This window comes from Solimonas variicoloris DSM 15731 (assembly GCF_000382285.1).
Classification (GTDB): Bacteria; Pseudomonadota; Gammaproteobacteria; order Nevskiales; family Nevskiaceae; genus Solimonas; species Solimonas variicoloris.
In genome coordinates this window covers 448,823-462,066 of record NZ_KB907926.1, presented here as the reverse complement: position 1 = coordinate 462,066, position 13,244 = coordinate 448,823, and the positions used below count along the sequence as shown (strand labels likewise).

16 protein-coding genes and 1 pseudogene are annotated in these 13,244 nt (G+C 67.1%); 14 read left to right on the top strand and 3 right to left on the bottom strand.

Translation table 11 applies throughout. From position 1 onward, the window contains the following. Window positions 1-204 (top strand): annotated as a pseudogene (locus H149_RS23925) (transposase); the annotation flags it as partial. Between the two features lie 566 nt (window positions 205-770). Here the strand turns inward: H149_RS23925 and H149_RS0104685 are convergent. The 3 genes from H149_RS0104685 to H149_RS0104675 form a co-directional block, all read right to left on the bottom strand. Then, window positions 771-1,793, bottom strand: a complete 1,023-nt coding sequence (locus H149_RS0104685) for an inorganic phosphate transporter (protein ID WP_020648582.1) — start codon at window positions 1,791-1,793, stop codon at window positions 771-773. 19 nt (window positions 1,794-1,812) lie between these two features. Further along, window positions 1,813-2,451, bottom strand: a complete 639-nt coding sequence (locus H149_RS0104680; RefSeq protein WP_020648581.1) for a DUF47 domain-containing protein — start codon at window positions 2,449-2,451, stop codon at window positions 1,813-1,815. Window positions 2,452-2,548: 97 nt separating this feature from the next. Next, window positions 2,549-3,328 carry an inositol monophosphatase family protein gene (locus tag H149_RS0104675; protein WP_020648580.1) on the bottom strand — a complete coding sequence of 260 codons (780 nt, stop codon included), beginning with the start codon at window positions 3,326-3,328 and terminating at the stop codon, window positions 2,549-2,551. Between the two features lie 50 nt (window positions 3,329-3,378). Here H149_RS0104675 and H149_RS0104670 point away from each other — a divergent pair, with 50 nt between their 5' ends. The 13 genes from H149_RS0104670 (at window position 3,379) to H149_RS21975 (ending at window position 13,220) form a co-directional block, all read left to right on the top strand. Beyond that, window positions 3,379-4,215, top strand: coding sequence for an RNA methyltransferase (locus tag H149_RS0104670; RefSeq protein ID WP_020648579.1), 837 nt, complete (start codon window positions 3,379-3,381; stop codon window positions 4,213-4,215). Window positions 4,216-4,251: 36 nt separating this feature from the next. Then, entirely contained in the window at window positions 4,252-5,049 is a 798-nt protein-coding gene (gene cysE, locus H149_RS0104665) for a serine O-acetyltransferase (protein WP_020648578.1), read from the top strand. A 7-nt stretch (window positions 5,050-5,056) separates the two neighbouring features. After that, window positions 5,057-6,031, top strand: a complete 975-nt coding sequence (gene galE / locus H149_RS0104660; RefSeq protein ID WP_154654630.1) for a UDP-glucose 4-epimerase GalE — start codon at window positions 5,057-5,059, stop codon at window positions 6,029-6,031. 15 nt (window positions 6,032-6,046) lie between these two features. Beyond that, window positions 6,047-7,189, top strand: a complete 1,143-nt coding sequence (locus tag H149_RS0104655; protein ID WP_020648576.1) for a cysteine desulfurase family protein — start codon at window positions 6,047-6,049, stop codon at window positions 7,187-7,189. Window positions 7,190-7,219: 30 nt separating this feature from the next. After that, entirely contained in the window at window positions 7,220-7,474 is a 255-nt protein-coding gene (locus tag H149_RS0104650; protein WP_020648575.1) for a type II toxin-antitoxin system Phd/YefM family antitoxin, read from the top strand. After that, window positions 7,467-7,730 (top strand): Txe/YoeB family addiction module toxin, encoded by a 264-nt coding sequence (locus H149_RS19710; RefSeq protein WP_020648574.1) that lies wholly within the window; start codon window positions 7,467-7,469, stop codon window positions 7,728-7,730. The genes H149_RS0104650 and H149_RS19710 overlap by 8 nt, the downstream gene beginning before the upstream one ends. After that, window positions 7,731-8,897 carry an aminotransferase class V-fold PLP-dependent enzyme gene (locus tag H149_RS0104640; protein ID WP_020648573.1) on the top strand — a complete coding sequence of 389 codons (1,167 nt, stop codon included), beginning with the start codon at window positions 7,731-7,733 and terminating at the stop codon, window positions 8,895-8,897. Next, window positions 8,894-9,286 (top strand): iron-sulfur cluster assembly scaffold protein, encoded by a 393-nt coding sequence (locus tag H149_RS0104635; protein WP_020648572.1) that lies wholly within the window; start codon window positions 8,894-8,896, stop codon window positions 9,284-9,286. Before H149_RS0104640 ends, H149_RS0104635 begins: the two co-directional genes overlap by 4 nt. Continuing rightward, the gene (locus tag H149_RS0104630) at window positions 9,283-9,606 is read left to right on the top strand and encodes a HesB/IscA family protein (protein WP_020648571.1); all 324 of its coding nucleotides are present in this window, start codon (window positions 9,283-9,285) and stop codon (window positions 9,604-9,606) included. The genes H149_RS0104635 and H149_RS0104630 overlap by 4 nt, the downstream gene beginning before the upstream one ends. 139 nt (window positions 9,607-9,745) lie before the next feature. Continuing rightward, window positions 9,746-10,177 carry a nucleoside-diphosphate kinase gene (ndk, locus tag H149_RS0104625; protein WP_020648570.1) on the top strand — a complete coding sequence of 144 codons (432 nt, stop codon included), beginning with the start codon at window positions 9,746-9,748 and terminating at the stop codon, window positions 10,175-10,177. 14 nt (window positions 10,178-10,191) lie between these two features. Further along, a complete protein-coding gene (gene rlmN / locus H149_RS0104620) occupies window positions 10,192-11,313 on the top strand; it encodes a dual-specificity RNA methyltransferase RlmN (protein ID WP_020648569.1) in 1,122 nt (373 codons plus the stop codon). Window positions 11,314-11,502: 189 nt separating this feature from the next. Then, window positions 11,503-12,243: a type IV pilus biogenesis/stability protein PilW gene (gene pilW, locus H149_RS0104610; RefSeq protein ID WP_020648568.1), complete on the top strand. Its 741-nt coding sequence runs from the start codon at window positions 11,503-11,505 to the stop codon at window positions 12,241-12,243. Then, window positions 12,240-13,220 (top strand): RodZ domain-containing protein, encoded by a 981-nt coding sequence (locus tag H149_RS21975; RefSeq protein ID WP_083930806.1) that lies wholly within the window; start codon window positions 12,240-12,242, stop codon window positions 13,218-13,220. The genes pilW and H149_RS21975 overlap by 4 nt, the downstream gene beginning before the upstream one ends. The last annotated feature ends 24 nt before the right edge of the window (window positions 13,221-13,244 follow it).

The following is a 13,244-nucleotide window of genomic DNA, read 5'->3' as shown; positions in this document are numbered from 1 at the left end:
CGCCCGATCGAAGGCCTGGATCTGTTCGGCCCGAGCTTGCAGGTGGTGGGCGCAGGCACCAGCGCAGCAGGTCGCCCACGCCTGCCGATCCGGCTGATGGTCGGGCTGCTGTACCTCAAGCACGCCTTTGGCGAGAGCGACGAGAGCGTCGTTCAGCGATGGGCGGAGAATCCGTATTGGCAGTTCTTTTGCGGCGGCGAGTACGGAATAAAGCCAATCGATGTGCATTGTTTAATTTCAGATCGGGGATGGGTGCCGAGGTCGCCTCATACCGGTTCGGCATGTGGAGCAAAGCTGCTTCGAGTTGCCACAGCTTTCGGTCGCAGCCGACGTCTAGAGATCTCGGCTTGAATCGAGCAGCTTCGCTTCGTGATTTGACGCCCTGCCGGAATAGCACTTCAGTTTCGGATCTGTGTTTCGCGTTTCCCGCATCACTCGCATGGTTCCGATGGTGATGCGTTGAAGCGGTTTGAGAGTCGGCATGGGATCCGCAGAATAGAAACTGTCTGAATAGGTTAGCCGACTTGGGAGCCTGCATGGCGGCAGAATTTCTGAAAAGTGTGCGCGATTTTCCGCTTTCGGGATAAGCCCAAATCGGGGGCGTTCTTTTCACACGGAAAGCAAAAAAGGGGCCTACGCGGCGTGGTAGCAGAGCGAAGGCAAGGGATGACGTTGGGCATCGTGGGGCGGTAAAGCAGAACCAGTAAGGGTGCGCGGCCCTGTGTGCGCTCTGGCATCGTCTGCACTAAAGGGCTGCAGCGCGCTTCGCCTTATAGCACGAGCTGGCCGGCCCACCATGCCAGCGCGGCGATCAGCGCGCTCGCCGGAATCGTCAGCACCCAGGCCCAGACGATCGAGCCGGCCACGCCCCAGCGCACGGCGGAGACTTTCCGGGTGGCGCCGACGCCCATGATCGCGCCGGTGATGGTGTGCGTGGTGGAGACGGGGACGCCGAGTGCGGAGGCGAAGAACAGGGTCATGGCGCCGCCGGTTTCCGCGCAGAAGCCGCCGACCGGTTTCAGCTTGGTGATTTTCTGGCCCATGGTCTTGACGATGCGCCAGCCGCCGAACATGGTGCCGGCGCCGATCGTGACGTAGCAGGCCGCGACGATCCAGCCGGGCAGGTGATCGGCATGGGCGTGCATCCAGTGCGGCAGCAGTTCCGGATGGGCGGCCGTGGTGGCGATCAGCAGCATCCAGATGATGCCGGCCGTCTTCTGCGCGTCGTTGCCGCCGTGGCCCAGGCTGTAGAGCGAGGTGGACAGCAGTTGCAGCCGGCGGAACACCGTGTCGACGCGTCGTGGCGAGACACGGAAGAAGATCCAGCTGACCGCGAGCATCAGCAGCGAGCCCAGCACGAAGCCGAGCAGCGGCGAGATGACGATGAAGGCGACGGTCTTGAGCAGGCCCGGCCAGATCAGCGCCGAGGTGCCGCCCTTGCAGAGTCCCGCGCCGACCAGTCCGCCGATCAGCGCGTGCGAGGAACTGGACGGCAGGCCGGAGTACCAGGTGATGAGATTCCAGGCGATGGCGCCAGCCAGCGCGCCGAAGATCACGTAGTAGTCGATCAATGCCGGGTCGATCGTGCCCTTGCCGATCGTGGCAGCGACTTTCAGCGGGAACAGGAAGTAGGCGAGAAAGTTGAATCCGGCGGCGAAGAAGACGGCGATCTGCGGCTTCAGCACGCCGGTCGAGACCACGGTCGCGATCGAGTTGGCGGCGTCGTGAAAGCCGTTGATGAAGTCGAAGGCGAGCGCGAGCGCGATCAGGAAAACGATGACCGACAGGGTCATGTGATCCACGGCGGAGCCCTCAGGAGTTTTCGAGCACGATCGCTTCGAGGTGGTTGCCGACGTCGTCGCAGTGGTCGGTGACCAGCTCCAGCATTTCGTAGAACTCCTTGAGCTTGATCAGCTGGCGCACGTCCGGCTCCTCGCGGAAGATCTTCGAGAGCGATTGCCGCAGCAGATCGTCGGCCTGGCCTTCGAGCGAGCCGATCTCGCGGATCGCGGTCATGATGCGCGGCGCATTGTCCATGTCGGCGAGCAGGCCGACCGCCTGCGCCACCTTGTCCGTGCACGCGTGGATGATCTGGGCGAAGCGCACGGCCTCCGGCGTGGCCGTGCGCAGATCGTAGGTCTCGATCATCTGCGCGCAGCCCTGGATCACGTCGATCACATCGTCGAGCCGCGCGATCAGCTGGTGAATCTCGTCGCGGTCCAGCGGCGTGATGAAGGTCGAATGCAGCAGCGCGATGGTCTGGTGCGTGACCTTGTCGGCACGGTCCTCGATGGCGTCGATCTCGGCGGCGAGCAGGCGCGCGGCGTCCGGCTGCGCGTCGAGCGCCTGCAGCAGCTTCAGCAAGTGCTCGGCGCCTTGCACGACCAGCTGCGCGTGCTGATTGAAGAGCTCGAAAAACTTGCCCTCGCGAGGCATCAGGCGGCTGAGCATGGCGAATGACGGGTGGCGGCTGAGATCGGAAGAGCTCGGGAAGACGGATCCGCGCGCGCGGCGGCGCGGCCAGACGCAGCAGGGCCGCGCGCTCGCCTCAGCTCAGCAGGCGCGTCAGCTCGTCGCCGAGCTTCAAGGTAGTGGCGAGCACATGGCCGTCGGCGAGCACGTCGGCGCTGCCGCCCAGCGGCCGCACGATGCCGCCGGCCTCCTGCACCATGACCACGCCGGCCGCGATGTCCCAGGGCTTGAGATTGAACTCCCAGAAGCCTTCGAGGCGTCCGGCGGCGACGTAGGCGAGGTCCAGCGCCGCCGAGCCGGCGCGGCGCAGGCCGGCGGTCTCGGCCGCCACGCTGCGCAGCTGCGGCAGATAACGGTCGAGGTATTCCTCGCGCAGCGGGATGCCGGTGCCGATCAGCGCCTGGCTGATGTCCTTGCAACCGCTGACGCGGATGCGGCGGTTGTTGAGCGTCGCGCCGCTGCCGTTCGTTGCGCAGTAGAGATCCTGCGTGCACGGCGCGTAGATCACGCCGTGTTCGAGCTTGCCGCGCACCTGGATGCCGATCGACACCGCGAAATGCGGAATGCCGTGCAGGAAGTTGGTCGTGCCATCGAGCGGGTCGATGATCCAGGTGACGTCGCTGTCGCCGCTGCTGCCGGCGCTCTCGCCGCTTTCCTCGGCCAGGATCGCGTGATGCGGGTAGGCCTTGCGGATCAGGCGGATGATTTCCTGCTCGGCGCCGCGGTCGACCTGGGTGACGAAGTCATTGCGGCTCTTGCGCTCGACCAGCAGCTGATCGCGGCGCTCGTAGCTGCGCATGATGAAATTACCGGCCGAACGGGCGGCCGAAACAGCAATATTGACCAGCGGGTGCATGGCGGGCCGGGCTGAAAAGGAGCGAAGGGAGGCCGCGTAGAATATCACGCATGACTTCCGCATCTTCCGATTCGCCGCTCGACAACATCCGGGTCGTCCTGGTCAATACCCAGCACCCGGGCAACATCGGCTCGACCGCGCGCGCCATGCTGACCATGGGCCTGCGCGATCTGGTCCTCGTCAATCCGTCCCGCTTTCCGCACCCGCAGGCGCGCATGACGGCGGCGCACGCCGAGGGCGTCGTCGAGGCGGCGCGGGTGGTCGGCAGCCTGCCGGAGGCCGTTGCCGACTGCGCCTGGGTCGTCGCCAGTTCCGCGCGGCCGCGGCACCTCGGCGACGAGCCGATGCGGCCCTGGGACGCGGCAGCCCGTGCGGTGGCGACGGCGGCCGGCGCCAAGGTGGCGATCGTCTTCGGCTGCGAGCGCACGGGGCTGACCAACGAGGAACTCGATTCCTGTCACGCAGCGACGATGATCCCGGCCAATCCCGGCTACAGCTCGCTGAATCTGTCCCAGGCGGTGCAGGTGCTGGCGTACGAGCTGCGCCGCGCTGCGCTGAGCGAGATCCCGGCGGTGTCCGGCAAGCGCGGCCTTGACTGGTACGCGCCGCCGTCGACCGAGGAAATGGAGCTGTTCTACGGGCACTTCGAGCGTGTGCTGATGTCGACCGGCTTTCTCGATCCGGCCAATCCGCGTCTGCTGATGCGGCGCCTGCGCCAGCTGTTCAACCGGGCCTCACCCGATCGCAACGAGCTCAACATCCTGCGCGGCATCCTGACGTCGATCGAAAAGCCGAAGCGGCGGCGGATGCCGATCCCCGGCGAGGCGGCGACGCTGCACGGCGGCGACGAGGACGAATCGAAACAGGACCGGATTGGTCTAGAATGACGCCCGGCGCCAGCCACTCCTAGATTCGCCACCGCCATGTTCGCCCGCATCCAAGAAGACATCGCCAGCGTTTTCGACCGCGATCCCGCCGCCCGCAACACCTGGGAGGTGCTGACCTGCTACCCCGGCCTGCATGCGATCTGGGCGCACCGGCTCAGCCACTGGCTGTGGACGCATGGCCTCCAGTGGCTGGCGCGCGTCAACTCGAACCTCGCGCGCTGGTTCACGGGCATCGAGATTCATCCCGGCGCGCGCATCGGCCGACGCTTCTTCATCGACCACGGCATGGGCGTGGTGATCGGCGAAACGGCAGAGATCGGCGACGACGTCACGATGTACCACGGCGTCACGCTCGGCGGCACCAGCTGGAACAAGGGCAAGCGGCACCCAACGCTGGCGAACCGTGTCGTCGTCGGTGCCGGCGCGAAGATCCTCGGCCCGTTCACCGTGGGCGAGGGTGCCCGTGTCGGGTCGAATTCGGTCGTGGTCCGGGAAGTGCCGCCGGGCGCCACCGTCGTCGGCATCCCGGCGCGTGTCGTGCGCGAGCCGGCCGAGCCGTCGGCGGCGGTCGCGGCGATCGCCAAGAAGATGGGCTTCGATGCCTACGGGCTTTCGAAGGACATGCCGGATCCGGTGGCTAATGCGATGTCGACGATGTTCGATCACATCCAGCAGCTCGACGAGCAGCTCGTCAAGGTCTGCCGCCTGCTGCATGAGGTAGATTCGCGTATGCCGGAGCTGCAGCTGTCCAAGCTGGAGTTGCCCGATTTTTGCGTCGAGACTACGCCGGCGCTGGATTCGCTCGCCGGCAACCGTCATCGCAATCAGGGGTAGGCATTCAATGAATGTGCTCGTAGTGGGCGGCGCCGGCTACATCGGCTCGCACATGTGCAAGCGGCTGGCCGAAGCCGGCCACCATGTGGTTGTTCTCGATAATCTTTCGACCGGTCATCGCAGCGCGGTGCAGTGGGGTGAGCTGGTCGAGGCTTCGCTCGGCGACGGGGGGGCGGTGGCGCAGACGCTGCGCCAGCACCGGATCGAGGTCGTGATGCATTTCGCGGCCAGTTCGCTGGTCGGCGAGTCGATGACCGATCCCTACCGCTACTACGCCAACAACGTCAGCGCGACCCTTTCCTTGCTGCAGGCGATGCACGACAACGGCGTGTCGCAGTTCGTTTTCTCGTCGACGGCCGCCGTTTTTGGCGAGCCGGAGACGGCGCTGATCGACGAGCAGCATCCGTGCCGTCCGATCAATCCCTACGGCAACTCGAAGCTGGCGGTCGAGCTGATGCTCGACGACGCGGCCCGCGCCTATGGCTTGCGGGCAACCGCGCTGCGCTATTTCAATGCCGCGGGCGCCTGCGATTCGCGGCTCATCGGCGAGAAGCACGAGCCGGAGACGCACCTGATCCCGAGGCTGCTCCGTCGCGCCGCCGGCGAAGCGCTCGACGTGAAAGTCTTCGGCACGGATTACGCGACGCGCGACGGCACCTGTGTACGCGACTATGTCCACGTCTGTGATCTCGCCGACGCGCACCTGCTGGCGCTCGAATATAGCCACGTTCAACCGGGCTTTCATCGTTTCAATCTCGGCAACGGCGATGGTTACACGGTGCTCGAGGTGCTGCGCGCCGCCGAGGACGTGGTTGGCCGCTCGCTCGACATTCCGCATGGGCCGCGTCGTGCCGGCGATCCGGCGATGCTCGTGGCAAGCAGCGACAAGGCGCGCAAGGTGCTCGGCTGGCGGCCGCGTCGTGCCGACATCCGCCAGATCGTCGAAGACGCCTGGGCCTGGCACCAGCAGCCGGCCTACTGACCGGACGGGTGGCGTATGCCCGTTTACTTCGATCACAACGCGACGACGCGTCTCGATCCGCGCGTGCTTGAGGCGATGCTGCCGTACCTGTCGGGTCCCTACGGCAACGCGTCCTCGCTGCATCGCTACGGTCGCGCCGCGCGCGACGCGATCGAGCGCGCCCGCGAACAGGTCGCCGCGCTGGTGAACTGCCAGCCGCGCGAGATCGTCTGGACCTCCGGCGGCACCGAAGCGAACAACCTGGCGCTCAAGGGTATCGCCGAGGCTTTTCCGGGCGCGCGCCTGCTTTACGGTGCGACCGAGCATCCCGCAGTGCTGGAGACCGCCGAAGCGCTGCGCGCACGCGGTTGGCCGGTCGGCGTGATCGCGATGGGCGAGGTGGGGCTGATCGACTGGCCGGCTTTCGAGCGGCAGCTCGCCGAAGCGCCGGTGCGGCTGGTGTCGCTGATGCGTGCCAACAACGAAACCGGCGTGCTCCAGGACATCCCGCGTGCGGCGGCGCTCGTGCATGCGGCGGGAGCCTGGTTGCACGTCGACGCGGTGCAAGCGGCGGGCAAGATTCCGGTCGATTTCGTCGCGCTGCAGGCGGATCTGATGAGTCTGTCGAGCCACAAGCTCTACGGGCCCAAAGGCATCGGCGCACTGGTGTTGCGGTCCGAGGTCGAGCTGTCGCCCTTGCACCACGGGGGCTGGCAGGAGCGCGGCCTGCGCGGCGGCACCGAGAACGTCGCTGCGATCGTCGGTTTCGGTGCGGCCGCGGAGCTGGCCGCGGGCGAGCTCGACGCGCGCATCGCCTATATACGCGGTCTGCGCGACCGCCTCGAAGCGGGTCTGCAGCGTCTGCCCGGCGTGCACGTCTTCGGTGAGGGCGTCGAGCGCCTGCCGAACACCGTGCAGTTCGCGCTGGCCGGCTATGAGGGCGAGGCGCTGCTGATGCAGCTCGACCGCCACGGCTTCGCGGTGTCGAGCGGCTCGGCCTGCGCGTCGGGCCGCGGCGAGCCGAGCCATGTGCTGCTCGGCATGGGCATCGAGCGCGAGCTGGCCAAGGGCGCGGTTCGCGTAAGCCTCGGCAAGGACAACACGGAGGATGAAGTCGACCGGTTTCTGGCGGTGCTGGGGGCATTTGCTCCGAAGATCGACTGCGAGGCAGCGCCCTGATAGACTTGTACCGTAAACAGGACAAGTGCGATGCGTGTATTCAATTTCTCGGAAGTGCGAAGCAATCTGAAGTCGGTGATCGACGGGGTCGTCGAGGATGCCGACTACGCCGTTATTGCGCGCCGCGATGCGCCCGACGCCGTTCTCATGTCGCTTGATACTTTCAACAGCATGATGGAAACCGTACATCTGCTGAAGGTGCCGGCCAATGCCGCGCACTTGGCAAAGTCGATCGAGCAGTATCGCCGGGGCAAGGTCCGGCAACGGAAGCTGACGGATGCCTGAGCGGCTGGTGTGGACGCCGGCGGCGTGGAGTGATTATGTCTGGTGGCAATCGCAGGACCGCAAGACGCTGAGACGGATCAATCTGCTGTTGCAGGACGCGATGCGCGAGCCGTTTGCTGGGTTGGGCAAGCCTGAGGCGCTGCGGGAGAACCTCTCGGGATTCTGGTCACGTCGGATCGATGACACGAACCGGCTGGTCTATGCCGTCGAAGGCAATGAACTGGTGGTCATCGCCTGCCGCTATCACTATGACTGAATGGCTGTGATCTACCTTGACCACGCGGCGACCACGCCGCTCGATCCGCGCGTGCGCGACGCCATGCTGCCCTGGCTCGACGCCGACTCGCACTTCGGCAATCCCGCGTCCGACCACGCGCTCGGCCGCAAGGCGCGCGCCGCCGTCGAGCGCGCGCGCGCGCAAGTGGCGGCGCTGCTCGGTGCCGGCGCCGACGAAATCGTCTGGACTTCCGGTGCGACCGAGTCGAACAACCTTGCGCTCAAGGGCGCGCTGGAGTTCCGCGGCCTGAAGGGCGCGCACATCGTCACCAGCCGCGTCGAGCACAAGGCGGTGCTCGATACCTGCCGTTATCTGGAAACCCAGGGGGTGCGCGTCAGCTACCTGACGCCGCAGGCCGACGGCATCGTTGCCGCCGGGCAGGTGCTGGCGGCGCTGCAGCCGGACACGGCGCTGGTCTCGCTGATGTGGGTCAACAACGAGACCGGCGCCATCAATCCGGTCGAAGCGTTGGCGCCGCAGCTGCGCGAGCGCGGCATCCTGTTTCACGTCGATGCCGTGCAGGCGGCCGGCAAGTTGCCGATCGATCTCGCGCAGGTGCCGATCGACCTGCTGTCACTGTCGGCGCACAAGCTCTACGGGCCGAAGGGCGTCGGCGCGCTGTTCGTGCGCAAGCGGCCCCGCGCGCGGCTGGCACCGCAGATCCACGGCGGCGGCCACGAGCAGGGTATGCGCTCCGGCACGCTGGCGACGCACCAGATCGTCGGCTTCGGCGAGGCCTGCGTGCTGGCGGCGGCCGGCCTCGGCGACGAGGCGCTGCGCCTGCGTGGCCTGCGTGAGCGCCTGTGGCAGGCGCTGCAGGTGCTGCCGAAGATCTATCTGAATGGGCCGGTCGAGGCGCGCGCGCCGGGCATCCTCAACGTCAGTTTCGCGGGCGCCGAGGGCGAGTCGCTGCGCGCGATGCTGCCGGAGCTGATGGTATCGAGCGGCTCGGCCTGTTCTTCGGCGACGCGCGAGCCTTCGTACGTGCTGCGCGCGCTGGGCCGTGACGACGAGCTCGCCGGTTCCTCGCTGCGCCTGTCGCTCGGCCGCTACAGCACTGAAGCGCAGATCGACCGGGCGGCCGCGCAGATCATCGAAGCGGTGCGCTTCCTGCGCGAGCTGTCCCCGCTCTGGAGAGAAGCATGAATCCGCAAGAGAATGTCTACGCCTATCGTGAACCGATCTGGGCGCGCTTTCGCGCGCCGCGGCACGGCGGCCGGTTGCCGGACGGCGGACGCCTGCTCGAGGCGCAGGCCGGCAGTCCGGCGGCGCATTCGGTTCTGCGCCTGCAGCTCGGACTGGACGGAACGACGGTGGCGCGGGTGCGTTTCCAGGCCTACGGCTGTCCGACCGCGATCGCGGTCGGCGAGTGGCTCGCCGAACAGCTGGAAGGGCAGCCGCTGACGCGACTGGCGGCGATCGACGCCGGCGCGATCCGCGACGCCCTTGAAATCCCTGAGGACAAGGCCCATTGTGCCCTCATGGGCGAGGACGTCCTCCGCGCCCTGCAGCAGCAGATGAGCAAGCAGGCATGAACATCCAGTTGACCGAAAGCGCCGCCCGGCGCATCCAGCAGCAGATCGACAAGCGCGGCGGCGGGCTCGGCCTGCGCGTCGGCGTGCGCAAGTCCGGCTGTTCCGGCTATGCGTACACGATGGATTACGCTGACGCCATCGGCGCCGACGATCTGGTCTTCGAGCAGCACGGCGCGAAGCTGGTCGTCAAGCCCGATCACCTGCCGATGCTCGAGGGCATGACGCTGGATTTCCAGAAGCAGGGCCTGAACGAGTCGTTCAAGTTCCTCAATCCCAACGTCAAGGCACAGTGCGGCTGCGGCGAGAGCTTCGCCGTCTGAGGGCCAGCGCGGCGCACGCCGCAGGATTCATTGCCGCGCCGCAGCAGCGGCGGCTATAATTCCTTGATTTCTCAGTAAACGTACTGGGCCATTCGCGGCCCTTTCGCTATTTCCCCTTCAGTTTTCAAGGAGTTTCACCGTGTCGGTTGAACGTACCCTCTCGATCCTCAAGCCGGATGCCGTGTCCAAGAACGTGATCGGCAAGATCTTCGAGCGCTTCGAGAACGCCGGCCTGAAGATCGTCGCCACGCGCATGGTGCACCTGACGCAGGCCGAGGCCGAAGGCTTCTACGCCGTGCACAAGGCGCGCCCGTTCTTCGGTGATCTGGTCAAGTTCATGATCAGTGGCCCGGTCGTGGTGTCGGTGCTCGAGGGCGAGGACGCGGTGGCCAAGCACCGCGACATCATGGGCGCCACCGACCCGAAGAAGGCCGCTCCCGGCACGATTCGCGCCGATTTCGCCGATTCGATCGACGAGAACGCCTGCCACGGCTCGGACAGCCTCGAGAACGCGCAGAACGAGATCGCCTACTTCTTCCGGGCCACCGAGATCTGCCCGCGCACCCGCTAAGGGCGCATCCGCCGATGTCCGCCAGCGCCGCCAGCCTCGCGACCGCCGCCCCGATCAATCTGTTCGGGCTGGATCGGGAGCAGCTGCGCGCGCGCTTCGCGGAGATGGGCGAGAAGCCGTACCGCGCCGACCAGATCATGCAGTGGATCTATCGGCGCGGTAAGGATTCGTTCGATGAGATGAGCAACATCTCGAAGGAGCTGCGCGTCAAGCTCGCGCAGCACTTCGTGATCCGCACGCCGGAGCTCGTCACCGAGCAGGTGTCGGCGGACGGTACCCGCAAGTGGGTGCTGCGTCTCGACGGCGGCAACGCCATCGAGACCGTCTACATCCCCGAGGAGAACCGGGCCACGCTCTGCATCTCCTCGCAGGTCGGATGCGCGATGGACTGTTCGTTCTGCTCGACCGCGCAGCAGGGCCTCAACCGCAACATGACGACGGCGGAAATCATCGCCCAGGTCTGGTTCGCTGCCCGTACGCTCGGCGGCGATTTCCAGAACGAGCGCGTGATCTCGAACATCGTCTTCATGGGCATGGGCGAACCGCTTGCCAATTACGGCGCGGTGCTGGCGGCGATCCGCATCCTGCTCGACGATTTCGGCTTCGGCCTGTCGAAGCGCCGCGTCACGGTGTCGACCTCGGGGCTGGTGCCGTTCATGGACCGCTTGCGCGAGGATGTCGATACCGCGCTGGCCGTCTCGCTGCACGCACCGAACGATGCGCTGCGCAACGAGCTGGTGCCGATCAACCGCAAGTACCCGATCGCCGAACTGCTCGCTGCCTGCCGCCGCTACACGGCCGGCAAGGACCGCAAGACGCACATCGTCTACGAGTACGTGATGCTCGACGGCATCAACGACAAGCCGGAGCATGCGCGCGAGCTTGCCAAGCTGCTCGGCGGCCTGTCGGCGAAGGTCAACCTGATTCCGTTCAACCCGTTTCCGGGCGCGCCGTACCGGCGCAGCAAGCCGGAAGCGATCGCCGCGTTCGCCAAGATCCTGCGCGATCGCAAAGTCTTTGCGACGACGCGCAAGACGCGCGGCGACGACATCGACGCGGCCTGCGGACAGCTGGTCGGCAAGGTGCAGTCGAAGCAGAAGAACCGCCTGCGCGGCATTCCGGTGACGGTGCAATGAGCCGCAGGCCGCCAAGCCGCTCGCTGGTCGCATCCCCGCTGCGCGGGGCCCCTGCTCGGGCGCTCGCGTCTTCCTGCGGGCAGCGGGTCGGTCAGGCTCAGCCGAAACAGAAGTGCCGTCTGCGCGGCCTTCCGGTGACGGTGCTATGAGCGACGTGACGGATGCCTTGTGCGCACGGGGCGCGTCGCGATGAAGAAGCGGCTGGCGCTCGCGCTGTCGGGCTTGTTGCTGGTCGCCGCTTGCGCGACGCCGGCCGAGCGCGCGGAGCGGCGGGGCGCGGCGCAGCTCAACACCCAGCTCGGCGTCAATTACGCGCGCCAGGGCCAGTACGATCTGGCGCTCGAGAAGCTGCTCAAGGCCGCCGATCAGGACAGCGAGTATGCGCCGGCGCATTCGGCGCTCGCGGTGATCTACCAGACCCGCGGTGATCGCGAGGCCGCCGAGCGCGAGTTCCGCAAGGCGCTGGCGCTCGACGGCAGCGACCCGACGGTGAAGAACAATTTCGGGGTCTTCCTCTGCGAGCGCGGCAAGCCCGACGAGGCGCGTCGCTACTTCATGGACGTCGCCAAGGATCCGCGCTTCGCGGCGCCCGAGCAGGCCTGGACCAATGCCGGCATCTGCATCAAGAAGACCGACCCCGAGCAGGCCGAGCGCGACTTCCGCGAGGCCCTGCGTCTGAAGCCGGACGATCGCGACGCGCTGGCGCAGATGGCGATCCTCAGCTTCGCGCGCCAGGATTTCCTGCGCACGCGCGCCTTCCTGCAGCGCTACGACCTCAAGTCGCGCGCCACGCCCGAACTGCTCAGCATCGCCGCGCGCACCGAGATGGCGCTGGGCGATCGCGACGCTGCGCGCGATTACGCGCGCCGCATCGTCCAGGAATTCCCCGAATCCAAAGAAGCCGCCACGTTCGCCGATTGGCAGCCATGAATACAGAAACGACCGAACACACTTCCGCCGCAGCCGCCCCCGAACCTGCACCGGCCAGCCTCGGCCAGAGCCCCGGCACGATGATCCGCGAGGCGCGTCAGGCGGGGCGCCTGTCGGTCGACGATCTCGCCGCGCACACCAAGCTGGCGCGCGCGACGGTCGAGGCGCTGGAGCGTGACGATTTTGGCGCGTTGCTCGAGCCGGTCTACGTGCGCGGCTACTACCGCAAGTGCGCGAAGGTGCTGAACCTCAACGAGCAGAAGCTGATCGACGCCTACGCGGCGCGCGTGACGCAAAAGGCGCCGCAGCCGCCGGCCAAGCTGCGCCTGGCTTCCGGCACCGAGCTGGGTTCGAGCAGCCGGCTGCCGGTGGCGATGGGCACGCTGGCGGTGATCGTCGCGATCGTGGTCTGCGCATTCCTGTGGTGGGTACGCGGCGCGACCACAGCGGTGCCGACGGTCTTCCAGATGCAGAACTCGTCCGAGAGCGCGCCGGCGGGCGTTTCGGTGACGGTTCCGGCAGCGTCGGTGACGGAGCCGGTGGTGTCCGGCCCGGCGGGCGAGGGCGCGTCGGCACCGGCCGGCGATATCGTCGCGCCGCCGGCGCCGGCGGTCGAACCCGCTGCACCGGCACCGGAGGCCACTGCGCCTGCCGCAGGCGCTGGTGCCGTGCCGGCCACTCCGGCGCCGGCCGCCGCCAATCCGACGGTCGCCACGGCGGCGACCGCCGCGCCGCTGCGGCTGAGCTTCAGCGGCCAGTCGTGGATCCGCGTCAGCGATGCCGATGGCCGCTCGCTGCTCAACGGACTGGTCGCGGCCGGCGAACGCCACCAGCTGAGCGGCAAGCCGCCGTTCGAGCTGTTCATCGGCGCCGCGCCGGTGGTCAGCGTCGAATACCTCGGCAAGCCGGTCGACCTCAAGCCGTACACCCGCGACAACGCGACGGCGCGCGTCACGCTGCCGCCGCCGTCGCCCTGAATCGTTCGAGGTAGCCGCCGATGG